Source organism: Cellulosimicrobium arenosum (genome assembly GCF_014837295.1).
Lineage (GTDB): Bacteria > Actinomycetota > Actinomycetes > Actinomycetales > Cellulomonadaceae > Cellulosimicrobium > Cellulosimicrobium arenosum.
Map to the genome: position 1 here is coordinate 33,681 of NZ_JACYHB010000015.1, position 25,141 is coordinate 58,821.

12 protein-coding genes are annotated in these 25,141 nt (G+C 72.1%); 4 read left to right on the forward strand and 8 right to left on the reverse strand.

Annotation, left to right across the window (positions count from 1 at the left end; translation table 11 throughout):
* The first annotated feature begins 15 nt into the window (after nt 1-15).
* The gene (locus tag IF651_RS15300) at nt 16-393 is read left to right on the forward strand and encodes an MmcQ/YjbR family DNA-binding protein (RefSeq protein WP_191829998.1); all 378 of its coding nucleotides are present in this window, start codon (nt 16-18) and stop codon (nt 391-393) included.
* 20 nt (nt 394-413) lie between these two features.
* Here IF651_RS15300 and IF651_RS15305 read toward each other — a convergent pair whose 3' ends face one another.
* Complete coding sequence (locus IF651_RS15305; RefSeq protein ID WP_191829999.1) at nt 414-1,451, reverse strand: DUF3824 domain-containing protein; 1,038 nt, start codon at nt 1,449-1,451, stop codon at nt 414-416.
* Nucleotides 1,452-1,656: 205 nt separating this feature from the next.
* Between IF651_RS15305 and IF651_RS15310 the strand changes: the two genes are divergently transcribed.
* Together IF651_RS15310 and IF651_RS15315 are read left to right on the forward strand one after the other, a co-directional pair.
* The gene (locus IF651_RS15310; RefSeq protein WP_422110498.1) at nt 1,657-2,625 is read left to right on the forward strand and encodes a 3-methyladenine DNA glycosylase; all 969 of its coding nucleotides are present in this window, start codon (nt 1,657-1,659) and stop codon (nt 2,623-2,625) included.
* 111 nt (nt 2,626-2,736) lie between these two features.
* The gene (locus IF651_RS15315; protein ID WP_191830000.1) at nt 2,737-3,558 is read left to right on the forward strand and encodes a phosphotransferase; all 822 of its coding nucleotides are present in this window, start codon (nt 2,737-2,739) and stop codon (nt 3,556-3,558) included.
* A 42-nt stretch (nt 3,559-3,600) separates the two neighbouring features.
* On the opposite strand, the gene IF651_RS15320 is transcribed toward IF651_RS15315, so the two are convergent.
* From IF651_RS15320 to IF651_RS15340, 5 genes are all read right to left on the reverse strand, one after another.
* Nucleotides 3,601-4,206, reverse strand: coding sequence for a YdeI/OmpD-associated family protein (locus IF651_RS15320; protein ID WP_191830001.1), 606 nt, complete (start codon nt 4,204-4,206; stop codon nt 3,601-3,603).
* 108 nt (nt 4,207-4,314) lie between these two features.
* On the reverse strand, nt 4,315-8,157 hold the full coding sequence (locus IF651_RS15325; protein ID WP_191830002.1) for a carbohydrate-binding protein: 3,843 nt from the start codon (nt 8,155-8,157) through the stop codon (nt 4,315-4,317).
* A gap of 98 nt (nt 8,158-8,255) precedes the next feature.
* Complete coding sequence (locus IF651_RS15330; RefSeq protein WP_191830003.1) at nt 8,256-13,199, reverse strand: glycoside hydrolase domain-containing protein; 4,944 nt, start codon at nt 13,197-13,199, stop codon at nt 8,256-8,258.
* 112 nt (nt 13,200-13,311) lie between these two features.
* Entirely contained in the window at nt 13,312-16,827 is a 3,516-nt protein-coding gene (locus IF651_RS15335) for a GH92 family glycosyl hydrolase (protein ID WP_191830004.1), read from the reverse strand.
* Nucleotides 16,828-16,957: 130 nt separating this feature from the next.
* Nucleotides 16,958-20,623: a GH92 family glycosyl hydrolase gene (locus IF651_RS15340; RefSeq protein WP_206715361.1), complete on the reverse strand. Its 3,666-nt coding sequence runs from the start codon at nt 20,621-20,623 to the stop codon at nt 16,958-16,960.
* 160 nt (nt 20,624-20,783) lie between these two features.
* Between IF651_RS15340 and IF651_RS15345 the strand changes: the two genes are divergently transcribed.
* Entirely contained in the window at nt 20,784-23,522 is a 2,739-nt protein-coding gene (locus tag IF651_RS15345) for a DUF3516 domain-containing protein (protein WP_191830005.1), read from the forward strand.
* Nucleotides 23,523-23,564: 42 nt separating this feature from the next.
* On the opposite strand, the gene IF651_RS15350 is transcribed toward IF651_RS15345, so the two are convergent.
* On the reverse strand, nt 23,565-23,969 hold the full coding sequence (locus tag IF651_RS15350; protein WP_191830006.1) for a carboxymuconolactone decarboxylase family protein: 405 nt from the start codon (nt 23,967-23,969) through the stop codon (nt 23,565-23,567).
* A gap of 174 nt (nt 23,970-24,143) precedes the next feature.
* Entirely contained in the window at nt 24,144-25,031 is an 888-nt protein-coding gene (locus IF651_RS15355; RefSeq protein WP_191830007.1) for a GNAT family N-acetyltransferase, read from the reverse strand.
* Between the last annotated feature and the right edge of the window lie 110 nt (nt 25,032-25,141).

A 25,141-nucleotide genomic window follows, 5' to 3' on the forward strand; every position in this document is an offset into this window, starting at 1 on the left:
TCGTACCGTGGAGGCATGGCCACGTGGGACGACGTCGACCGCATCGCCGCGGTCCTGCCCGACACCGCTGCGGACGGACGCGCGTGGCGGGTGCACGGCAAGCTGTTCGTGTGGGAGCGCGCCCTGCGAGCGAGGGACCGTGCCGAGCTCGGCGACACCGCGCCCGCCGAAGCACCAGCGGCGTTCCGCGTCGCCGACGAGGGCGAGAAGGAGGCGCTCGTCGGCGACGACCCGCAGACGTTCTTCACGACGTCGCACTTCGACGGGTATCCCATCGTGCTCGCCCGGCTCGACCGCGTCCCGGTCCCCGAGCTCGAGGAGATCGTCCAGGACGCGTGGCTCGCGCGGGCACCTCGTCGGATCGCGGCGCAGTACCTCGACCGTTCCGAGTAGGTCTCGGACGGCCACGCACGTCAGTACTGGCGAGCCTCGGAGATCTCGAACGTCGCGGCCTTCAGCGCGTCGACGTCCTCGGGCAGGACGAAGTCGAAGACCGTCACCGTCTCGGACTCCCCCGGCTCGAGCGTGTCGGTGTAGAGGAAGTCCTCGTCGATGACCTTGCCGTCCGCGTCGAGGGCCTGCACGTCCATGTCGTACATCTTGGCCTCGTCGGCGTTGTTCGTCACCGTCACCGGCAGCTCGGTCTCGACCCAGCCGTCGTCGTCCGACGCGGTGAACTCGCCCCACTCGAGGGTCACGTCCTCCGCGAGGATGACGTCGGACGCGTCACCCGACATGCGGTCGAGGTCGTCCATGATCTCGTCGGTGGAGGGCACCTCGCCGTCGGCGTCAGCAGGGGCCTCCTCGTCGTCCGCCGGAGGCTGCTCTCCCTCCGTCGAGTCCTGGGTCGGCTCCTCCTGCGACTGCGTCGTCGTGTCGTCGTACTCGTACTCGTAGCTGTCCGCCCAGGCGAGGAGCAGGACCCACGACAGGATCGTCACGATGATCGCGACGGCACCGACGATGATGGCACTGAGACCGAGGCCCTTGCCCGACTTGCCCTTCTTGACCTGCGTCAGGCCGACGATCCCGAGCACGATGCCCACGAGCGCCATGAACGCCGCGAAGAAGTTGAACCCCGGGATCCACGAGCCGAGCAGGCCGAGGCCGGCCAGGACGAGACCGATGATCGCGAAGACGTTGGTCGTCGACGGCGGCGGCGGGGTATAGCCCCCGTACCCGCCACCGTAGGAGGGCTGCTGCTGACCGTAGGGGTCCTGCGGCTGACCGTACGGCTGCTGGCCATAGGGGTCCTGCTGGGGTGCGCCGCCGCCGTAGGGGGCGCCCGGGGCGTACGGGTCCGGCACGGGCTGCTGCGGGGGCGTTCCCTGGGACCCGTACGGCGGGTTCCCGCCACCCGACGGCTCGCCCGTGGGCACCGGGGCCGAACCGTCCTGCGGACGGTACGGGTCGTACTGGTACGGGTCCTGACCTGTCGGGGGCTGCGTCATGATCTCCTCCGCGGCCGCGCCGCGTGCTCGGGCTCGCCGCTGCTCGCGGCGTCGTGAACCTGTGTCGTCCGAAGACCGCGGCCACCTCGACCCGGCTTGCTAGCCTGGGACGGTGACCCCTCTCCCGACCGCGGCAGATCCTAGCGGGTCACGTCCCGTCGTCGACCCGGGCGTCCACGATCCGTCGGCTCGCCCCTCCGGCCCGGTGCTGGCGCCCGGGACCGCGCTCCTGCCGCCCCAGACGTGGCTCGAACGGGACCGCGCCCACAGCGAGCGCGCCGACGCGCTGACCGCCGGGTGGCGCCACCGCAAGGACCGCGCTGAGAAGCACGCGATCGAGGACTTCCTCTTCACCTACTACCCCACCCGCCCGGCACAGCTGCGGCGATGGCACCCCGGGGCCGGCGCCGTGCTCGCCCGCCCCCGGACGCCGCAGCACCCGCGGACGCAGGCCGGCGACGCGGCGTCGGGCTCCTACGCCGACCGTACGACGTGGCGGTGGTACCGCGAGACGGCGACGGGGGTCACGCTCGACGTCGACGCGTTCCTCGCCGACCGGGGCGAGACGGTGCGCTACGTCCACCGGCTGCTGTCCGCGACCGCGTCCCGTACCGGCCGGTTCGGGTGCTTCGGCCTGCACGAGTGGGCGATGGTCTACCGGGACCGCGAGGCCGGTCGGGACCGGCGACACCCGCTGCCGCTGCGGCTCGGCCCCGAGGGCACCGACCGGGTGGTGGAGTCGAACCCGGTGCAGTGCACGCACTTCGACGCGTTCCGCTTCTTCACCCCCGAGGCCGCGCCGCGCAACCGGCTGCAGCCCACGCGCGCGTCCCAGCCGGACCTCGAGCAGCCCGCATGCCTCCACGCGACCATGGACCTGTACAAGTGGGCGACCAAGCTCGGCCCGGCGACGCCGGGCGGGCTCCTCCTCGACTGCTTCGAGCTCGCGCGGGACGTACGCGTCACCGACATGCGGGCCTCGCCCTACGACGTCTCCGCCTACGGTCTGGGCGCGATCGCGATCGAGACCCCCGAGGGCAAGGCCGAGTACGTCCGGCACCAGCGCGCGTTCGCCGAACGAGGTGCGACGCTGCGGGCGCGGCTGCTCGACGTGTGCACGGCGCTGCTGGACGCCCCGATCGCGCCGGTCGCCGCTGCGACAGCCTCCCGCTGACGAGACCCGCTCGGGCCGGCCTTCCGCACGCCACGGCATCCCGCTTTCTCCGGGGGACGGCCGCGAGATCCTGCCCCGCTCACACCCGGTCGACGTGCGAGCATCGACCAGGTGGACCGTTCCCCAGCACTCGCCTCGGTACCGGGCGCCCCCGTCACCGTCCCCGCGGCGGTCCGCGAGATCGCCCGGGACGACGCGATCGCTCCCGTCTGGCGCAACCAGCTCGGCGGCCTCACCTTCCGGCTCGACCCGGCCGACGGCGCCGGGCCGGGGCGGTTTGTCAAGTGGGTCGCCGTCGGGACCCCCGAGATCGACCTCGCGGGCGAGGCCGCCCGCATCCTGTGGGTCGGCAGGCGCTCGCCGGTCCCCGTCGTCCTCGACCAGGGCGGCAGCGCCGACGGCGCGTGGCTCGTCACGCGCGCACTGCCCGGCCGGTCCGCCGTCGACCCGTGCTGGATCGCCGACCCGGCGACCGCGGCCCGCGCGATCGGGCGCGGACTGCGCGCGCTGCACGACGCGCTCCCGGTCGACTCGTGCCCCTTCTCCTGGTCGGTCGAGGAGCGCGTCGCGAACGCCGACGCCCGTCTCGCGGGTGGGAGCGGCCCGCACGAGTGGTTCCCCGAGCACCGCGACCTGGCCGTCGCCGCGGCGCGCGCCCGGCTCGACGCACCCCCCGCCGTCGACCGCCTCGTCGTGTGCCACGGCGACGCGTGCGTCCCCAACACCCTCCTGCACGACGACGGGACGTTCGCCGCGCACGTCGACCTCGGCTCGCTCGGGGTGGCGGACCGCTGGGCCGACCTCGCCGTCGCGGCCTGGAGCACGGAGTGGAACTACGGCCCGGGGTTCGACGGCCATGTCTACGCGGGCTACGGGGTCGAGCCCGACCCGGAGCGCATCGCGTTCTACCGGCTCCTCTGGGACCTGTCCTGAGGGGAACCCTTACCCGGGCGCCGCACCCGCCGACGACGCCCGCTACCGACGCGGCTGGTGCGCCGGGACGCCCTGCTCGGCGAGCTCGGCGGTCTCCGCGACCCGGCGTGCACGGGTCTCCGGCCGGCGGGCCTCCACGATCCAGCCGAGGATCGCGCGCCGCGCACCGGGCGTGAACGCGTCGAACTTCTCACGCGCACACGGGCGGTCCGCGAGCGCCGTGGCGAGGTCGTCCGGCACGACGAGCGCCTCGGCGTCGTCGTGCCGGGTCCACGACCCGTCCGCCTTCGCCGCGTCGACGACGGCGCGCCCCGCGTCGGTCATGCGGCCGTCCGCCTCGACGCGTGCGACGCGTTCCTTGCTGAGCCGGGTCCACCGGCTGCCGCGCCGCCGACGCGTGAACCAGAGCGCGTGCCTCCCGTCGTCGACGACGGACGCCTGACCGTCGATCCATCCGAAGGCGAGAGCCTCCTCGATCCAGGGTTCGTAGCCGGGGACGTGGTGCCCGCTCCCCCGGCGCCATGTCACGAGCCAGACGCCGGGTGAGGGATCGTCGTGGTGCGCGGCGAGCCAGCTCCGCCACTGCCCGGGGTCCTCGGCCTGGAACGCGGGCTCGTCCCGGTAGGTCGTCAGCGGCTCGACGGTCATGACGTCCGTGCCTCCTCGTTCTCGGCGGTGCTCGGACGGTAGCGTCTCGCCCACGGTCGGGCGCGGTGAGCGCGGGACCGTGGGCGAGGCGTCGCCCGACGGGGACCGTCAGCAGGCCGGGACGGCGACCTCCTCCGTGACGGTCTGGGTGTCCTGGCCGGTACCGGCCGTCACCGCCACGGAGACGTCGCCCTCGGCGTCGCGCACGCGGAAGGACTGGTAGGCGTTCGCTCCCGCAGCGACGTCGTCGAACGCGCGCGACCCGACGTCGGTGACGAGTCCGACGTCCACCGGGCCGTCGGACGTGTTCGTCGCGCGGACGGCGACGTACGGCGTGCCCGCCAGGCAGCGCGGGCTCACGTCCACCGTGACCAGCTCGACGTCCTCGCCGGTCGGGACGAGCTGCTCGGCTGCCAGGCGCAGCCGGCGCTCCTGCTCGTCGACCTGCTCCTGTGTCGCGTCGTCCGCCTCCAGCAGCGCACGCGCCGCCTCGAGCTCACGCGTGAACACACCGAAGTCGATCCGGTTGTACCGGCCGCCCTCGCCCTCCAGGTCCTCGACGTCCGCGACGACTGCCGCGAGCGCCGTCGTGTCGACCGGGCCGGTCTCCACGTCGGCGAAGAAGGTCATGCTGTCGAGGTTGGCGACGTACGGGTGGCCGTCGTACGCCTCGGTCGTCAGGCGGACGAACAGCTCGTGCGTCCCGCGCACCGGCTCGGGCAGGTCGATCGTCGCCGTGCCGTCCTCGGTCCAGCTCGAACCGGTCGTGGGCAGCGCTACGCGGGCGAACGGGTCGCCCGGGTCCTGCGGGTCGAGCTCGTCGAGATAGACCTCGAGCGCCGAGTTCTCGCCGCTGCGGCTCGAGTTGTGCACGTAGTGCACCGACAGCTGGTCCAGCGCCGCCGAGCCGAGGTCGATCTCGCCGTACGCGAGCCAGTCGCCGTCCGCGGTACCGCCCACGTTGGTGACCGGACCGCTCGTCCAGGTCGAGCTCTCGTTCTTGAGCCCGCCGCCGGAGCTCTGCGTCCAGTCCTCCGACTCGACGGTGACCCGGGGCTCGGCCGCGGGATCGTTCTCGCTGAAGGTGAACCAGTCGAAGTTGCCGACCCAGTCGCGGCCCTCGACCGTGCGGAACTCGAACGTCACCACGCCCGCGTCCGCGAGCGCCTGCGCGTCGTCGAGCTCTGTCGTGACGTCGCGGTAGCTCGCCCACGCGCCCGTGCCGTCGAGGTCCACCGTCGCGACGACCGGACCGCTGACGTCGCCGCCGTGCACGACGAGCGTGCTCGGCTCCTCGCCGGACGCGAAGCTCGTCGCGTAGCTCAGCGTGAGGTAGGAGGGAAGGGCGTCGCCGTCGAAGGTCATGTCCCCGTACTGGATCCACGACCCCGACCGCACACCACCCAGGTTGCCTGACGAGCTGTTCGCCTCGTTCGACAGGTCGCCTCCGGACCAGGCCTCGGACTCCTCGGCCTGCAGGATGCGCAAGCCACCGCCGGCGATGTCGAGCCCGTCGATCGCCGACTGCAGGCGGTCGGCGGCGAACTGCAGGTACGTGGTCGCCGCGTCGTCGTCCGAGAGCATGTCCTGAGCCCGCCCGAGCGCCGCGGAGAACGCGGCGAACGAGGCCGACGAGTAGTTCCCCTCGACCACACCGCTCGCGTCGTCCACGAGGTCCGACAGCGTGGTCCGCGCCGCCTCGGTCGCGGAGAGCTGCAGCGGCGCGTGCGCCGAGATCCCGTACCCCTGCAGGGACGACGCCACGACGTCGTCGGCCAGGGCGGAGTCCGCGAGCACCACGTGGAAGCGGGCGTCGACCGTGGTCGATCCGGTGACGGCGACGACCGCGGCGGTCTCGGACTGGACCGTCACGCTCGCGTCGACGCCCTCGGGCAGTCCCACGACGCTCGCGCCACCACTCGTGACCAGGTCCGTCCCGGCGTCGGCGGCGAACCGCGCACCGTTGCTCAGCGTGAGCGTCACCGCACCGTCGACCCCGCCCTCGGCGTCGGACTCCACCGTGAGCGGGTCCGCTGCGACGTAGGGAGCGTCGCCCGGCTGGGTGGGCTCGCCCACGACGTCGCCGTCGACGGTGAGCGTGCCGTCCTCGTTCACCGTGACGTCGGCAGCCATGGCCGCGGCGAGGTCGATGCGCTGCCACTCGCCCGCTCCGGCGGTGTCGAGCGCGTAGCCCGAGTCGATCGCGGTCGCACCGAGCACCAGGCGGCGCTGGTCGCCGGTCAGGTCGGGGAACGCCGTGCGCAGGAGGTCCTCCGCGCCGTCGGGCACGTCGATCTCTCGGCCGGTCGCACCGACGGTCGGGAAGCCGTACGTCATGCGGTCGGCGTAGACGTCGAGCGCGGCGTCGGTCGGCAGGTACTGCTCCTGGTCGCTCACGCACACGGCGAGCACGTCGCCGCACTCGTCCTCGAGAACGTCCACCAGCTCGGTGCGCGACTGCTCGAGCAGCTCGCGGAACTCCGGGTCCGACCAGCGCAGCTGGGCGATGTTCTGCCCGGTCATGCGCCCGCCCATGACATCGAGCGGGTAGTGGAAGCCCAGCACGAGACGGTTGTCGCCGTACTCGGACGCCCGTGCGAGGATCTGCGGCGCCAGCTCCGGCAGCAGGGTCGCGAGGATCGTCCCCTGCGCGTACCCGTGGTTGGTGTGCCCGCTCGGGAAGGACCCGTTGTTGCGCAAGCCCTCGTAGCTGCCCGACGACTCGAAGGCGTTGACGTGCCCGCCGTCCGCCGTGAAGCCCATCCGCGCGAACGGGCGCTTGTAGTTGTACGCGGCCTTCGCGGGCTCGTGGTCGCCCACGGACTCCTCGACGCGACCGGAGAGCAGCGCCTTCGTCCGGGGCAGCTCGCCGGCGTCGAGCGCGTCGAGGTAGAGCGGCCCGAGCTCGCTGCCCAGCCCGTCCGCCATGGTCGTGTACGGCGAGCCGCGCCCGTCGGTCAGCGCGCGCTCGACCTGGGCGTCACCGGCCTCGTACGCGTTGTTGCGCGCGAGCGAGCCGAGGTCGTTCGCGCTCGTCGGCTCGCCCGGCTCGTTGGGCGAGAGGATCTCCGGGTGGTCGTCCCGCAGGTCCGCGAACCCGCGCAGCATCCACGTGAACCAGTCCTCGTCCCCGGGCGCCCGGGGCGTCGAGTCGGACGCGTACTCCAGGCCGAGCACGCCGGAGGGGAACGGCGTGGGCGCAGCGCTGTCCGTCGTCGCGAGCTCGAGGGAGAAGAAGACGTCCGAGCTCGTGTCGTTGCACTGGTGTATCTCGACCGCGATCGTGTTCTCGCCCTCGACCAGCAGGTCCGCGGGGATGACGAGGTGCTCGCGCAGCGGGTCCCTCGCCCCGCTCACGCCCTGGTACTGCAAGTTCTGGGTGATCATGTCGTCACCCCAGCCGGCGACACGCTCACCGTTGACGTAGACCGTCGCGGCGTCGTCGTACACGAGCGTGCCGGCGAGGCCGGTGGCGCCCTCGAGCGTGGCGGCGTCCAGGGTGACGGTGGTCCGGAAGAAGTACGCCGGGACGACCTTCTTCGGGTCCTGGGTGATCCAGTAGCTCAGCAGGGTCTCGATGGAGCTGTCCCCACCGATGCCCGACGCCGTCCCGTTCACCGCGCCGAACCCGGGGGTCCCGGTCTGCCAGGCCGCGTCGTCGAAGCCGGGCTCCGTCCACGCCGTGCGGTCGGTCTCCCCCGCCGCCGGGTCGGTGTTGTCGTCGAGGTAGCGCCAGGTCGTGTCGGCACCGACCACCTGGTCGCCCGCGGCGACGGCCGACACGGCCTCGGCCCCGGCCGCGTCCTGAGCCGCGTGGGCGCTCGGCGCCTGCAGCGCACCGGTGCCCAGCAGCGCGAGCGTGGTCAGTGCGGCGAGCGCCGCGGCCGCGGCCCCCCGCCGACCGTCCGGCGCGGCTGCGTCGGACCTGTGGAACATCGTCGTCCCTGTCATGTCGTCCCCTTCGTGTGTCGTCGTGCCTGGTCGTGCACTGACGACGGGTTCCGTCGCCGCGGCGTCCGGACGACACCACGGCGACGGGACCCGTCAGGTCAGGAGCAGCTGGAGACCGTGACGGTCTGCTCGACCGTCTGCTCCCCCTCCGCTCCGGTCGCGGTGACGGTGACGTCGAGGTCACCCGTGACCGAGCGCGCCGCGAACGACTGGTAGGCGTTCGCGCCCGGCTCGACGCCGTCGTACGACCGCGTACCCAGTGCGCTCGCGAGCTCGACGTCGACCGCCGCGTCCGAGACGTTCGTCGCACGCACCGCGACGTACGCCTTGCCGGCGAGGCAGCGCGGGCTCACGGTGACCTCGACCAGCTCGACGTCCGGCACCGGCACGAGCTGCTCGGCCGCGAGCGTCAGACGACGCGTCTGCTCGTCGACCTGCTCCTGCGTGGCGTCGTCCGCGCCCAGCAGGGCTCGGGCCGCGGCGAGCTCGCGGGTGAACACCCCGAAGTCGATCCGGTTGTACCGGTCCGCCTCGTCCGCCAGGTGCTCCACGTCCGTCACGACGGCGGCGAGCGCCGCGGTGTCCGTCTCGGGGACCTCGACGTCGTAGGCGTCCGTGAAGAACGTCATGCTGTCGAGGTTCGCGACGTACGGGTGGTTGGCGTACGCCTCGGTCGTCAGGCGCACGAACACCTCGTGCGTCCCGCGCACCGTGCTCGGCAGCTCGATCGTCGCGACGCCGTCGTTCGACCAGCCGGAACCGGTCGACGGCAGCGGTACGCGGGCGAACGGATCGCCCGGGTCCTGCGGGTCGAACTCGTCGAGGTACACCTCGAGCGCCGAGTCGTTCCCGCACCTGCCGGAGTTGTGCACGTAGTGCACCGACAGCTGGCCCAGCGCCGCCGAACCGAGGTCGACCTCGCCGTACGCGAGCCAGTCGCCGTCCGCGGTGCCGCCGACGTTCGTCACGGCCCCGCTGTCCCACGTCGAGCTCTCGTTCTTGAGCCCACCGCCCGAGTTCTCCGTCCAGGCCTCCGACTCGACGAGGACGTCGGTCGGTCCGCCGGGCGCGAACGTCATGCTGTCGAGGTTCGCGACGTACGGGTGCGCGGCGTCCGCCTGCGTGGTGAGCCGCACGAACACCTCGTGCGTCCCCGACACGGTCTCGGGCAGTGCGACCGTCGCGGTGCCGTCCGCCGTCCAGCTCGAGCCGGTCGTCGCCAGCGGGACCGTGGCGAACGGCTCGCCGGGGTTCTCGGGGTCGAACTCGTCGAGGTACACCTCGAGCGCCGAGTCCGCCCCGCACCGACCGGAGTTGTGCACGTAGTGCACGGAGAGCTCGCCGAGCGGGAGCTCGCCGAGGTCGACCTCGCCGTAGGCGAGCCAGTCGCCGTCCGCGGTGCCGCCCACGTTGGTGACGGGGCCGCTCGCCCAGGTGGACGACTCCTTCTTCAGTCCGCCGCCCGAGGTCGCGGTCCAGTCCTCGGACTCGACGGTCACCGCGGCGGTGGCGTCGGGGTCCTCGGTCTCGGCCGGGTCGTCCTCGCTGAAGCGGAACCGGTCGAAGTTGCCGACCCAGTCCCGGCCGGCGACGGTGATGAACTCGAACGTCACCGTGCCCGCGTCGGCGAGCGCCTGCGCGTCGTCGAGGGCGACCGTGAGCTCGCGGTAGTTCCCCCAGCCACCGGTGCCCGTCAGGTCGGTCGTCGCGACCACGGGGCCGTCGACGTCGCCGCCGTGCACGACGAGGGTGCTCGGTGCGTCGCCCGAGCCGAAGCTCGTGGCGTAGTCGACGGTCAGGTACCCGGGCTGCGCGGCGTCGTCGAACGTCATGTCCCCGTACTGGATCCACGACCCCGACCGCACGCCGCCAAGGTTGCCGGCGGAGCTGTTCGCCTCGTTCGAGAGCTCACCCCCGGACCACTCCTCGGACTTCTCGCCCTCGAGGATGCGGTAGCCACCCCCGGTGATGTCGAGGGCGTCGATCGCGGCCGAGAGCCGGTCCGCGGCGAACCGCAGGTCCACGCTCGACGACGCGTCGTCCGCGAGCAGGTCCTGCGCGCGGTCGAGCGCGGCCGAGAAGCGCGTGAACGACACGGAGGAGTAGTTCCCCTTGCGCACGGGGGTGGCGTCGGCCACGAGGTCGGCGAGCTCCGCGCGCTCGGTGCCGGCGACCGACAGCCGGAGCGGTGAGCGCAGCGACACGCCGTCGCCTCCCAGCGACGACGCCGCGACGCCGTCCGCCAGGGCCGAGTCGCGCAGCCGGACGTAGAAGCGTGCCTCGTCGGCGGCCGTGCCCGACAGCGCGACGGTCAGGGTCGACCCGGAGGCGACCGTGACGGTCGCGTCCACGCCGTCCGGCAGGCCTTCGACGCTCGCGTCGCCGCTCGCCACCAGCTCGGTGCCGGGCTCGGCCGCGAGGGCCGCGCCGCCACCGAGGGTGAGCGTGACGGAGCCGTCGACGGCGCCGTCCGCCCCCGCCTGCACGGTGCTCGGCTCTGCCGAGACCGGGTAGCGGGTGTCGTCGTCACCGTCGTCCGTGCTCATCGAGTACGCGGGCTCGGTGTCGGTGCCCCAGTCGCTGGGCTGGGCGCCCATCGCGAACGTGAGGTCGCCGTCGCCGACGACCGCGGCGTAGTCGACCCAGGTGTTGTCGAGGTCGGCGCCGTCGAGCGTGGCGGACTGGATGTAGAAGTCGTCCTCCGACACCCCCTCGGCTGTGACCTGGAACGAGGTGCCGTCGTCGTGGCGGATCGTCGCCGTGTCGAAGATCGGCGAGCCGATCTGGTACTCGTCCGAGCCGGCGGTCACCGGGAACAGGCCGATCGCGGCGGCGACGAACATCGTGGACATGGTGCCCGCGTCGTTGTCCATCGTCGCGAGCATGCCGCGCGGGTCGAGCTTGTACACGTGCGTCTTGATCGGCGGGGTGAATTCGCCCCCGCCGCTCGGGAAGAAGCTCGTGGACCCGGTGCCGATGTACCGGTTCCAGGTCTCCTTCGTGTAGATCGCGCGCGTCCACTTCTGCGTCAGGGCCGGCTCGCCCACGTAGTTGAACAGGTAGGGCGCCTGCAGGTCGATCTCGTTCGCGTTGGAGTGCAGCATCCCCGAGCCGTCGTCGACGTCGGAATCCTCGCCGAACATGTGCCGCATCGCGAGGCGGGCCGCCTCCGTGCCGCCCATCGCGTCCATCAGGCCGGCCATGTCGTAGGCGTCGTACCAGTTGTACTGCCACAGCGTGCCCTGGTAGAGGCGCGCCGTCTCGAACTTCTCGAGGTCGGCGTCCTGCCAGGAACCGTCCGCGGCCCGCGGCATCAGCACACCGACCTCGGTGCCGTCGTCGGCCGTCCACGCGCCGGGCTTGATGAGGTTCTCGATCGGCAGCGCGGCCTGGTCACGCAGCGACTGCGCGTCGTCGGTGCGACCCAGCTCGTCGGCGATGATCGACAGGGCCCACTGGTCGTAGCCCAGCTGGACGGACGAACCCGGGTTCCCGGGAAGGTAGCCGCGCTCGCGGTCTGCGTCGCTGTATCCGCCGACGAGTCGCTCCAGCGCAGGGTAGGCCTCGTCAAGGCGGTCGAAGCCCGTGTAGCCCTTGCCGATCGCGTCGGCGACCACGACGGCCGAGCGTTCCCAGCGCACCGTCGGGACGGTGTGCAGGAGATCGCCGATGGAGCTGCCGGACCCCTCGGCCTCGGCGTCCGCGTACAGGTAGATCAGCGACTGGATCATGTCACGGTACGTCTCGGGGTCGATGTACGCGATGACCGAGAACTTGCGGAAGTCGTCCCACGTGGTCCACGAGTCGTAGTACGTGAAGCCCTGCGCTCGGTGGACCACGCCGTCGACGCCGCGGTACGTGCCCGAGGTGCTCGTCGCGTTCATCGGCATCGCGAACATCCGGTACAGGTGCGTGTAGAAGAGCTTCTTGAGGTCGCCCGTCGGGTCGGTCGCGACCGACGCGGACACCTCGACCTTGCCGAGCTGTGCGTTCCACTCGGCGCGGGTGCGCTCGCGGATCGCGTCGAACCCGAGATCGCCGAGCTCGTTCGCCTGGTCGACCTTCGCCTGCGCCGCGCTCACCGGGGAGAGGGTCACCTCGAGGCCGACGTCGTCCGCATCGTCCGCGTCGAACGTGAGGATCGCGCCCGTGTCACGGCCGTCCTGGGCGGTCGCGTCGGTCAGCGCCTTGTCGTCGCCCCAGGTCTGCACGTCCGCGACGGGCTGCGTCGTCGTCGCGTAGTAGTACATCTGGTAGTCGGCGTTGTAGAAGTGGCCGGTGAAGCTGCCGCTGATCGCGGTGCGGCCGTCGTCCAACGTCGTGACATCGAGCGACGATGCGATGCGGCTCGTGTTGTTCGTCGACAGGTCGAGGACGAGGCTCGGCGTCGAGCCCTCGGGGAAGTCGTACCGGTGCACGCCCGAGCGCGTCGTCGCCGCCACCTCGGCGTCGATCGTGCCGCCGGCGGCCTCGATCGACCCGTCGCTGCCCGCGATGTTGCCCAGCCCGACGGAGTAGTAGCCCGGCCCGGCGTCCTCGTCGTCGTGGGAGAACGCGTGCGCGTACGTGCTCGTGCCCGGGCGGGCGGTGTAGCTGCCCGACGTCGGGACGACCAGGATGTCGCCACCGGCGCCGGAGCCGCCGACGGCGTCGAGGTTCGTGTGCGTGAACCCTGAGATCTGCGGCTGCGCGTAGTCGTAGCCCGTGTTGTTGCGGCCGGGCATGGTGCGCGGGTTGACCTTCGCCAGGCCGTTGGGCGCCTGGGCCGCGGGCATGTCGTTACCGAAGTCCCCCTCCGTGCCGACGAAGACGTCGACGAGGGACGCAAGGTCCTGGTCGGCGTCGTCGGTCGCTGCGGTCGCCGGGGCCGCCGGGGCCGCTGAAGCGACGGGAGCGAGCCCGACGACCGCGAGAGCGGCGGCGAGCGTCCCGGCGACCAGCCGGCGGCCTCGACGGCGCAGGACGGTCCCGTCGGCTGCGGGTGGCACGCCGACTGCGGTGGCGGGTCGTGCACCGCTGGGGTGCAGGAGCCTGTCGTTCATGGTGTTCCTCGATGCTCGGGGGACGTGACGGTATGGAGAGTGCCTGGACGGCACGTGTGATTCTGACAGCGGTGGCGCGGGCCGTGGCCCGCGTCACCTTGCCAGGGACTGGTTACGAACAGGTGATTGCGTCGTGCACAGCGGTGAGCACCTGAGGTTCGCCGCCGTCAGCCGTGACGGACACGGTCACCTCCCCTGCGGCGACCTCACCCGCCCGCACGGCGAACGACTGATAGGCGTTCCTACCGGGCGCGACCTCGGCGAAGGTCTTCGACCCGAAGGCGGTCGAGAGATCGATCGAAAGAGGCTCGTCGCCCGTGTTCGTCACACGGACCGCGACGTAGGCCCCGCCCGCGAGGCACCGTGCCTGCGCCGTGACCTCGACCTGGGGTTCCGGGTCCACCGCGTCGGGGTCCGTCGCGATCGCGAAGACGTGCAGCTCTCCCTGGTTCGGGAACGTCACCGACACCGCTCGACGACCCTCGGGGGCGGTCCAGGGCTCCGTCGCGAAGACGAACGCCGAGTCCATGTCCCCGTTGCGCCGGTTCATCTGCGCGACGACCGAATTACCGGCGACCGGCGAGCCGTCGGCGCTCGGGAGCACCCAGTCACCGAACGCGAGCTCGGTCGTCACGGTCGACCCGTCGTCGAGGGTGACGACGACGTCGCCGCGCTGGGTCCCGTTGGTCGCGGCCCCCACGAAGGACAGCCCCGTCGTCGCAGCGCCGAGCCGGACGGTCTCACCGCTCGTGGTAAGGGAGTCCGGACGGCCGACGCCCGACGCCGGCCAGGTGTACGTCAATCCGTCGACCTCGTGCTGCGAGCCCGGGGTCAGCCCCGCCTCGCCGAGCGCCTCGCGCGAGAACGAGTTCCCCGCGCCGTCGAAGTTCCCGACGCCCCGGTTTGCCTCGGGTGCGGACCCGACCGTGTCGAGCGCGGCGACGAACGACCCCTCGGGGGCGACGAGGACCGTCAGCGGGACGTCCACGCCCTGCCCGCCCGCCGACACGACGAGCGTGACGTCGTGGTACCCGTCGGGCACATCGTCGGAGACCACGACCGGCACCGACCCGCTCAGCTTCCCGGTCCCGTCGTCGACCAGGTCGGGGGTGCCGACCTCGATCCCGTCGGGAGCGTCGACCGACACCGAGACGTCACCGAGCTGTGCGGAGCCGAAGAGCTGTGCCACGACCGTGGCGTCGACGCTCTCCCCGGGCACGACCGAGACGAGACTCGGGTCGGCCGCGGCCGTGACCGCGTCCTCGCCATCGCGCCACGACGGCGGAGCGGCCGCCTCGTCGGCGCCCCACGTGGTGTCGCGCTCAGTCGACATCCCGAGCTCGACGACGCCGCCGTCGTGGACCAGGTCCCGCGGAAGGGCCGTCGAGTCCCACCGCTCGCCGTCCACCGTGACGCCGCTGATGTAGCGCGCGCCCGTGGACGCGCCGTCGGCGCGCAGGTCGAGAGTCTTGCCCTCGCCAAGGTCGATCACGACGCGGTCGAAGCGCGGCGCGTTCAGCGCGAGCACGTCCGTGCCCGGCGTCGTCGGGTACAGGCCGAGCGAAGCCCACACGTACCAGCCGGCCTGGGCACCGAGGTCGTCGTTGCCCGGCTTGCCGTCCGGCTCGGGCCGGAAGAGCGTCGAAGTGAGCTCGTCGACGAGCTCGCTCGTGCGCCACGGCTGTCCGACGTAGTCGTACAGCCACGGCACGCCGAAGTCGGGCTCATTCCCGATCCACAGGTACGGCTCGTTCGCTCCGACGTTGTGCTTGCTCGTGAACGCGTCGAGCCGCTGCGTGACGGCGTCGCGCCCACCCAGGCCTTCGACGAGGCCGGCCACGTTCTGCGGGACGAGCCAGGTGTACTGCTCGGAGTTGCCCTCGTCGAACCCCGCCTGGCCGAACCCGGCCCCACCGTCGGCACGCACGAACGTGCCGTCGGGGTTGCGCGCCGCCGACGTGCGCGTCACCGGGTCGAGGACGTGCTGCCACCACTGCCCGCGCTGGGCGAACTGCGTGGCGACATCGTCGTGCCCGAGGGCGCTCGCCACCTGACCGATCGCGAAGTCGGCGATCGACCACTCGAGCGTGATCGAGGCGCCCACGACCTGGTGGTCACCCCGGAACTCCTCGGTCTGCGGCGCGTAGCCGCGCTCGAGGTACGTCTCGATCCCCCGGCGCTGCACGTACCCGTTGTCGGTCGGCGCGGCGCTCGTCGCGCCCTTCACCATGTGCTCGAGCGCCGACTCGACGTCGAAGTCGTGGGCGCCGAACGCGTACATGCTCGCAATGAGCGGCACCGACGAGTCACCCGTCATCTGGCCGACGTGCTGGTTCGCGACCGGCCAGCGCGGCAGCCAGCCGCTCTGGTCGGCGTCGTTCACGAGAGACTGTGCCATGTCCGACGCGCGTTCCGGCTCGAGCACCGACTGCAGCGCACCCAGGGAGCGGTAGGTGTCCCAGTCGGAGAAGTTGGCATACTGGGTGTGGCCCGGCTCGACCTCGTGGATCTCGCCGTCGAAACCGATGTATCGACCGTCCACGTCGTTGAACGTGTTGGGGTGCAGGAGCGAGTGGTAGAGCGACGTGTAGAGCATGGTCGTCGCGTCCTCGTCCTCGCCCGCGACGCGGACCTTGCCGAGCAGGTCGGACCACGCCGCGCGCGTGGCGTCCCGCACGGCGTCGAAGTCGAAGCCCGGGATCTCCGCGGCGAGGTTCGCGCGGGCCCCGTCGACGCTGACGTAGGACATGCCCACCTTGGCCTGGACGGTGCTGCCCGGCGCGAACGTCAGCCACGCGCCGGCGCCGTCGCCGTCGGAGGAGGCATCACCGGGTGAGACGGTCGAGCCCTCCCACGTGCCGTACGACTCCGAGTCCTGGTCGAGCTCGATCGCGAAGTACGTGGTCTGCGTGTTGTTCTTGCCGCAGAAGCCGCCGGTCGTCACCGATCCCGTGATCGTGCGCGCGTCCTCGACGTCGATGGTCGCGTTCTTCACGCTCGCGAGCGAGCCCGCCGCATTGATGATGATCTGGGCGTCCTTGCCGTCGTCCGGGTACTCGAACGACAGTCCGCCGGAGCGCGTCGCGGCCGAGAGCTCGGCCTCGATGCCCGAGTCCTGGAGCGTGACCGAGTACCGCCCGACCTCGGCGTTCTCGGAGTCGTGGCTGAAGGTCTCCTTGCGGTCCCACGGGTACGTGCCGACGTCGCCCGTCACGGGCAGGATCGGGACGTCACCGAAGATCCAGCAGCCCGCCGCGGCGTGCGTCATGGAGAAGCCGCGGATCGCGGAGTGCGAGTAGCGATACCCGGCATAGGCCTTGTCGCCGTTGTCGACGGAGACCTGCGTGTCCGGGGAGAGCTGCATCATGCCGAACGGCATCGACGGGCCGGGGAAGTTGTTGATCTCGCCGACGACGCCGGTCGCCTGACCGGTTCCCACCATGGGGTCGACGTAGGCGAGCGGGTCGGAGACGAGTGCCGCGTCGTCCGCGGCCGCGGGCGCCGCGATCGGCGCCGGGGAGGCGGCCAGCGCGGGCGCGGCGCCGAGCCCTGCGGCGAGCAGTGCCGCAGCGGAGGCGGTCGCGACGATGCGACGGGCACCTCGGCGGCGAGGCGGGATGGGGTTCATGGGGATGCTGTCCTCGGGTCTCATGTGGTCGTCAGGTCTCGTCGGTCCGGGAGTCGTGCCCGGCCGGTGGGAGATCGCGGCGGTGCGGGGCAGCACACCTCGCACCGCCGCGGTCCTCATCGGGCGTCCGTCACGAGCAGGACGCGGCGTCGTAGGCGGTCGTGACCTGCTGCGGCTCGCCGCCCTCGGTCGTCACCGTGACGGTGACCTCGCCGGCCTCGACGTCCGCGGCTCGCACGGCGAACGACTGGTAGGCGTTCTTGCCCGGCTCCACCTGGGCGAACGACTTCGCGCCGTAGGCGGTCGCGAGCTCGATCGCCGCGGTCTCCTCGCCGGTGTTCGTCGCCCGCACGGCCACGAACGCCTTGCCCGCCAGGCAGCGCGCCTGCGCGGTGACCTCGACCTGCGGGGCGGGCTCGGCGCCCGTCGCGTCGGTCGCGATCGCGAACACGTGCAGCTGCTTGTCCTCGGGCAGCGTGATCGACGTGAGCACCTTGCCCTCGGGCAGCGCGATCGGCGACGTCGCGTAGAGCCCGCACCCGATGTTCTGGGTGCCCGTGCCGTCACCGCGCGCCCCGGCCTTGGCGACGAGGATGTTGTCCTTCTCCGGGTTCCCGGTGCACCAGTCACTGAGCCGCGCGCTTGCCGTGGAGGTGGTGCCGTCGGCGTAGCCGAGCACCAGGTCACCGCCGTGCGTGCCGTTCGTGGCGGTCCCGACCACCGAGATCGTCCGCGCGGAACGCAGCTCCTCGGGGACCTTCAGGACCTGGCCGTCCGCCAGGGTGTTGTCCGGCTCGCCCGCGGCGGGAGCGCCGAGGGTGTAGGTCAGGTCCGTCCCGGGCACGCTGAGCTCCAGGCCCTGCACGGCACCCGCGTCGGCAAGGGCGCCGCGCAGCAGGTAGTAGCCGAGGCCGTCGAGGTCCGCGTTGCCCTTGCCCTCGTCGCCGATGCCGACGTTGTCGAACGTGTCCGCGATCCACGACTCGCCCGAGACCACGACCTTCACCTCACGGGTGGTCTCGATCCCGGCGTCGTCGCTCACGACGAGCCGGACCGTGTGCAGTCCGGGCTCCGCGTCCGCGGGAGCCGTGAGCGTGATCGTGCCCTCGACCGTGGCCGGGAGCCCGTCGGACTCCGCGGACCAGTCCGCGAGGTCCGTCGTGGCCTGGACAGCGTCGTCGGACGACACCTCGAGCGTGCCCTCCTTGGTGCCCTCGCCCTGGGCGACGACCTGGACGGACATCTCGGTCGAGCCGCCGGGTGCGAGGACCGGCTGGCGCGGCGAGGCGCCGACGAACAGCCGCTCGACCGTCCCGTCGGCCGGCACGACGGCGCCCGGCGAGGCCGCCGCGTCCGTCGCCCAGGCGGACGGCTCGGAACCGACGCTCACGTCGAGCGTGCCGGCCGACGTGAGCTCGTCACCGGTGACCCATGCGCGGTCGAGGTCGTCGCCGTCGAGGGAGACGGACTGCGTGTAGTGCGCGTCGTCCGACACGCCGTCGGCCGTCAGGTGGAGCGCGTCCTTGCCGAAGACCTCCGGGTCGAGCGTGACGGTCACGTCGTCGAACGCCGGCGTCGTCAGGCCCCACATGTCGGTGCCCGGGACGATCGGGTAGACGCCGATCGAGGAGAGCACGTTCCACGCCGACATCGTGCCGAGGTCGTCGTTGCCCGTGACGCCGTCCGGGCCGTCGGTGAAGAGCGTCGACGCCGCGCGGACCACGTCCGTGGTCTTCCACGGCTGGCCCGTCCACAGGTACGTGTACGGCGCGGTCAGGTTGGGCTCGTTGTTCGGGTTGTAGGTCTTCCAGCCGTAGTAGTCGTACGTGCCGTTGACCCAGACGTCGCGCGCGACGCGCGCCGGGTCCTTGACGAGCTGGTCGTACGCGAAGAAGTCGTCGAGCCGGTCGGTCGCCGCGTCCGTGCCACCCATGAGGTCGAACAGCCCGGGGAAGTCCTGCGGGGCCAGCCACTGGTACTGCACGGCCGTGCCCTCGTGGAACCCGTCGGACTGCGCGGGGTCGGGGTCGCCCACGAAGAACCCGTCCGCGTTGCGGGCCCGGAAGTTGCCGGTGCGCGGGTCGAACACGTTGCGGAAGCTCTGGCCGCGCGCGGCGTAGCGGGCGGCGTCGTCGTCGTGTCCGAGGCCGTCGGCCATGGTCGACAGCATCGCGTCGGAGAGGGCGTACTCCATGGTGGCGGAGCCGCCGTGCTGCAGGTCGTAGTCACCCGGGTCGCCGTGGCGCGACGGCTCGTGCGGGACGAACCCGTCGCGCAGGTACTCGACGTTCCCCGCGCGCCCATTGTCCGGCGAGTCGGCCGGCGGGACACCGTCGGCGTTCTGCGTCAGGACGGCATACGCCTCCTCCTCGTGGCCCGCGAGCAGGCCCTGCTTCCACGCGCTGACGAGGAACACCGTGCCCGGGTCACCGGTCATGATGTTGGTCTCGACGGTCCCGTAGCCCCAGCGCGGGAGCCAGCCGTTCTGCTCGCCCTGACGCACGAGCGAGAGCGCCATGTCCGCCGACTCCTTCGGAGCCAGCAGGTAGAGCAGCTGCTGCTGCGTGCGGTACGTGTCCCACAGCGAGTAGTTCTGGTAGTACACGGAGGGCTCGCCCGCCACGCCCGCGGAGTGGACCTCCTGGTCCCAGCCGCGGTAGCGGCCGTCGACGTCGGACCCGACGTTCGGCGCGAGGAAGCTGCGGTACAGCGACGAGTAGAACGTCCGCAGGTCGGTCTCGTCCCCCTGCGCCACCTTGACCAGACCGAGGCGCTCCTCCCAGGCGGCGCGCGCGGCGTCGTGCAGGTCGTCGAACGTGCCCGTCTCTGCGGCCAGGTTCGCCGCGGCGCCGTCGGGACCGACGTAGCTCATGGCGGTGACGGCCTCGACGTCGAGGTCGCCGCCGGTGGTGTCGAACGTGACGTATGCACCGCGACGGCCCTCGCCGCCGATCGACTCGTCCGCCCCCGCCGTGACGGTGTCGCCGTCCCACGTGCCGTGGGCCGTGAAGGGGCGGTCGAACGTCGTGCGGGTCCAGATGGTCTGCGGCTCGGTGTCCTGGCAGAACCCGCGCACGGTGATCTCGGTCTCGACCGTGTGGTCGTCGACGACGTGGACGGTCGAGCCGGTGACCCGGTTGAGCGCCTGTCCCGCGTTGAGCAGCACGTTCGCCTGCTCGGTCGCGGGGAACGTGTAGCGCTGGACACCGGTGTGCTCGGTCGCGGTGAGCTCCGCGTCGATGGTGCCTTCGGCGCCCTCGAGCCCGACACGGTAGTAGCCGGGCGAGGCGTCCTCGTCGTCGTGCGAGAAGCCGAGCGCGTACTGCGCGTAGTCGGTCGACGTGATGTCACCGGTCGTGGGCAGGACGGGCAGCGGGCCCCCGAGGCCGCAACCGACGCCGGACAGGTGGACGAGCGAGAAGCCGCGGATTGCCGTGCGGTCGTAGTCGTAGCCGACGTTGTGCCCGTTGTCGGGCGAGAGCTGGACCATCCCGAACGGCACGGCCGCGCCCGGGTACGTGTTCCCGTCGTCCTTCGTCCCGATGAACGGGTTCACGTAGTCGACCAGCGGGTCCTCGACGGCCGCAGCGGCGGCGTCGGACTCCGTCGCTGCCGGGTCGGCAGGGGCCGCCGACGCCGAGGTGGTCAGACCGGGGACGACCAGCCCGACGACCGTGAGGGCGGCGACAGCCGCCCCGACCGCTCGTCGGGAGTCTCTCGCCCCTCCGCCGGGTGGCTGTGCTCGACCGATCGGCGCTCGACCCGTCGACGTCCGTACGACGCTCTGTACCCGCATGCAGGTCACTCCTTCGTGCTCCACGACCTCGTGGGAATCGTCCAGCTGCCGGCGGCTGTGCCGACACCGCTTACCCTGACACAGGTTGACAGCGCTATCAAGCCGGTCGTGGGTGGAATCTGATCGAACCGAGGCAGTTCGGACCTGAGACACTCGGGGCGTGACCACGACGACCGGCCGGACCGCCTCGCTCCTCGCCCACGTCCCCGCGCCCACGGGCAGGACGCCCGACCCGGACGCGCTGTACGAGGGGTTCACCACCTGGGTGGGCGAGCAGGGCCTCGAGCTCTACCCCCACCAGAGCGAGGCGCTCATCGAGCTGGTCACCGGCTCGCACGTCATCCTGGCCACGCCCACGGGGTCGGGCAAGTCGCTCGTCGCCATGGGTGCGCAGTTCGCGGCCCTGGCCGCACACCGCTCAGGTCGGGGCGGGCGCACGTTCTACACCGCGCCGCTCAAGGCCCTCGTGAGCGAGAAGTTCTTCGCGCTCGTCGCAGCGTTCGGGTCGACGAACGTCGGCATGATGACCGGCGACTCCGCCGTCAACGCCGACGCACCGATCATCTGCTGCACCGCCGAGATCCTCGCGAACCTCGCCCTGCGCCGCGGCGACCGAGCCAGCGGGTCCGCGGACGACGCGATCTCCCAGGTCGTCATGGACGAGTTCCACTTCTACGCGGACCCCCAGCGCGGCTGGGCCTGGCAGGTCCCGCTCCTCGAGCTCACGGACACCCAGTTCCTGCTGATGTCCGCGACGCTCGGTGACACGACGCGGTTCGTCGACGAGCTCACCGAGCGCACCGGACGAGCGGTAGCCGAGGTCAGCACGGCCGAGCGTCCCGTCCCGCTCCACTTCTCGTACGTCGTCGAGCCCCTGACCGAGGTCATCGAAGAGCTCGTCACGACGTACCGCGCTCCCGTGTACGTCGTGCACTTCACGCAGAAGGACGCGGTCGAGCGCGCCCAGTCGCTCCTGTCGACGAAGCTCTCCTCGCGCGCCGAGAAGGACGCCATCGCCACCGAGCTCGGCGACTTCCGGTTCGGCACCGGCTTCGGCAAGACGCTCAGCAAGTTCCTGCGGGCCGGCGTCGGGGTGCACCACGCAGGCATGCTCCCCAAGTACCGGCGCCTCGTCGAACGCCTCACGCAGCGCGGTCTGCTCAAGGTCGTGTGCGGGACGGACACGCTCGGTGTGGGGATCAACGTGCCGATCCGCACGGTCCTGCTCACGTCGCTCGTCAAGTTCGACGGCGAGCGCATGCGCCACCTCACGGCACGCGAGTTCCACCAGATCGCCGGGCGCGCAGGGCGCGCGGGGTACGACACGCTCGGCGAGGTGCTCGTCATGGCGCCCGAGCACGTCGTCGAGAACCGCAAGATGCTCGCCAAGGCGGGCGACGACCCGAAGAAGCTCAAGAAGATCGTGCGCAAGAAGGCCCCGCAGGGGTCCGTGAACTGGACCGACGCGACGTTCGAGCGCCTGCGCGACGCCGATCCGGAACCGCTGTCGAGCCACTTCCGCGTGACCCACGCGATGGTGCTCAACGTCCTCGCCCGGTCGGAGCGCCACGGGCACGGTCACTCCACCGACCCCGACGCCGGCCAGCGCGACCCCGTCACCGCGATGCGCCACCTCCTGCTCGCCAACCACGACACCGAGTCCCAGCGCCGCGAGCACGTGCGCCAGACGTTCCGCATCTACCGTTCCCTGCGCGTCGCGGGGATCGTCGAGCGCGTGCGCGTCCCCGACCCGTCCACGCCGGCGGGGTACCGCCCGAGCGTGCGTCTGACCGTCGACGTGCCGCGCGAGTTCGCGCTCAACCAGCCGCTGTCCCCCTTCGCGCTCGCCGCCCTCGACCTGCTCGACGTCGAGGGACCGGGCCACGCCCTCGACGTCGTCTCCGTCATCGAGGCGACGCTGGACGACCCGCGTCAGGTGCTCTACGCGCAGCAGAACACCGCGAAGGGCACGGCCGTCGCGGCCATGAAGGCCGAGGGGTACGAGTACGAGGAGCGGATGGCGCTGCTCGAGGAGATCACCTGGCCCAAGCCGCTCGAGGACCTCCTCACGCCGGCGTTCGCCACGTACAAGCAGTCCAACCCGTGGGTCGCCGACGCCGAGCTCTCGCCGAAGTCCGTGGTGCGGGACATGGTGGAGCGCGCGATGACGTTCGCGGAGTTCGTCTCGGTGTACGGGCTGGAGCGGACCGAGGGCGTCGTCCTGCGGTACCTCGCCGACGCGTACCGCGCGCTGCGGCAGGTCGTGCCCGACGAGCACCGCACCGAGGACGTGCACGAGATCGTCGAGTGGCTTGGCGAGCTCGTCCGCGGCACCGACTCGTCACTGCTCGACGAGTGGGAGCGGATGTCCCGCCCGGTGGACGACGACGTGTCCGGCACGGGCAGCACCCAGTCCGGGGACGGTCCCCTGGCAGGGACGGGCGAGGACGCTCCCGCACGACCGGTCACCGGCAACCCGCGCGCGTTCCGGCGGCTCGTGCGCAACGCGATGTTCCGCCGGGTCGAGCTCGCGGCACGCGAGGACTACCACGGGCTCGCGGCGCTGGGAGGCGGCTGGGACGCCGACGCGTGGGGCGACGCCCTCGACCCGCTCTTCGAGACGCAGGGTGACGACGCGATCGGCATCGGCCCCTCCGCACGGGCGACGGGACTGTTCCAGGTCACCGAGCCGGGTGCCGAGCTGCCGGCCGGGCACGAGGGTCCGACGACCGCCCACGTCCCCGGCGGCGTCGTGCCCCCGGGGACGTGGCTGGTCCGCCAGGTGCTCGACGACCCGGCGGGCGACCACGACTGGGCCCTCACGACGACGATCGACCTGCGAGCGAGCGACGAGGCCGGCGCGCCGGTGATCACCGTGCTGGCCGTCGGCCCGCTGTAGGCCACGGATCGCCGTGGCACGCGCCGACCGCCCGGCGGCCGGTCACCCGACGGCCAGCAGTCCCCGCTCCGCCAGGACCTTCTTGGCGACGAGCGTCGCATTGAGCGCGCGGGGGAACCCGCAGTAGACGGCGGACTGCAGGAGCGCCTCGACGACCTCGGTCGGTGTGAGCCCGGCGTCGAGCGCGGCGTTGACGTGGATCTCGAGCTGCGGTTCGCAGCCCCCGAGCGCGGTCAGCATGCCGAGCGTGACGAGCTGCCGGTCCCGGGCCACCAGGCCGGGACGCGCGTAGATCTCGCCGTACGCCCACGCGGAGATCTGGTGCGCCAGCTCCGGGGAGACGTCCACGATCGCGTCGACGTGGGCGGCACCCGCCGCACCGTCCACCGCGTCGAACACCGCCCGCCCGTGCTCGTAGCGCTCCTTGCGGGTCGTGGGCTCGTCCATGGGTCCGCTCCTTCGTCCGGGGTGGGTCGACAGGACGAGGTGGTACCGGTTGCCGGTCGCCGGCGCGGGCAGCACGTGCGGCCTCGCGCGCTTCCGTCGCGCCGCGGCAGCGAGTCTGCCGCGGGGTCCCCCTGCGTCACGTCGGACAGGCTAGGGGACGCGGCACTCTCCACGTCAAGACCCACCCTCGTCCGCCGCACCGGGCCTGCAGCGGTCCCGCCTCTCGGGAAGTCGCCGGAAGCCGGCGGACTCGTAGGTGGCGACTGCGCCGAGGTTGTCGCTCGGCGTGGCGACGATCACGCTCGACGAGCCCATCTGCCGCAGCGCCCCCGCCGCGGCGAGCGTGACGGCCCTGCCGTGGCCGCGACCGCGGAAGTCCCGGTGCACGCCCAGGGGTTCGACCAGTCCGGGTCGCCCCGGACCTGCCGCCCAGACCGCCACCACGGCCACCGCGTCGCCGTCGCGGTCGTGCGCGAGCAGGCACCGGGCATCGGCGAAGGCCGGCCCGGCCGCCATCGTGCTCCACCGGTCGACCGTGGACGTCGACCCGTCGAACGAGCCCCGGAGCACGCGAGCCCACTCGGGCGCCTGCTCGGCCGTGACCGTGTCGACCTGGATCCCCGGGTCCTGCACCGGCCCCTCCAGGTCGCGGCGCAGCAACGTCCACGGCTCACCCGAGGCCCAGCCGACCTCGCCCAACCGGTCGTCGACCAGTGCGCCGACGGGTGCTTCGACGCAGGCCTCCCCGTCGGCCAGCACGCCGCGCTCGGGACGAGCGGCGTCGTCGGCGAGCCGTCGCGCGAGCTCCTCGTCCTGCCGCCCGTCCGGCGAGATCGCCAGGCGAAGCAGCCCCGGACCGTCGAGGAGCCCGACGGCGAGGAGCTGCCCGCCACGGCGCCACGTCCGGACCGCAGCGGCAGTCGCCTCGGCTCCGAACCGCCAGAACCACCCGAGGTCTCCCGGGTGGAGCTGGAGCGGCGCGTCGTCGTCCTGCCACGTCCGCAGCGCGCCCACCACGTCGGTCAGTCCGTCGACTCCTGGGGTCTCCAGCACGATGGCCATGGCTCGATCAGACACCATCTCGCCCTCGGCACGCCTCCTGTTTTCCTCGCACGAGCGACGGGCGACCGCTGATCGCTCGAGCCCGCGACGGACCGCACCCGGTCTGGGGC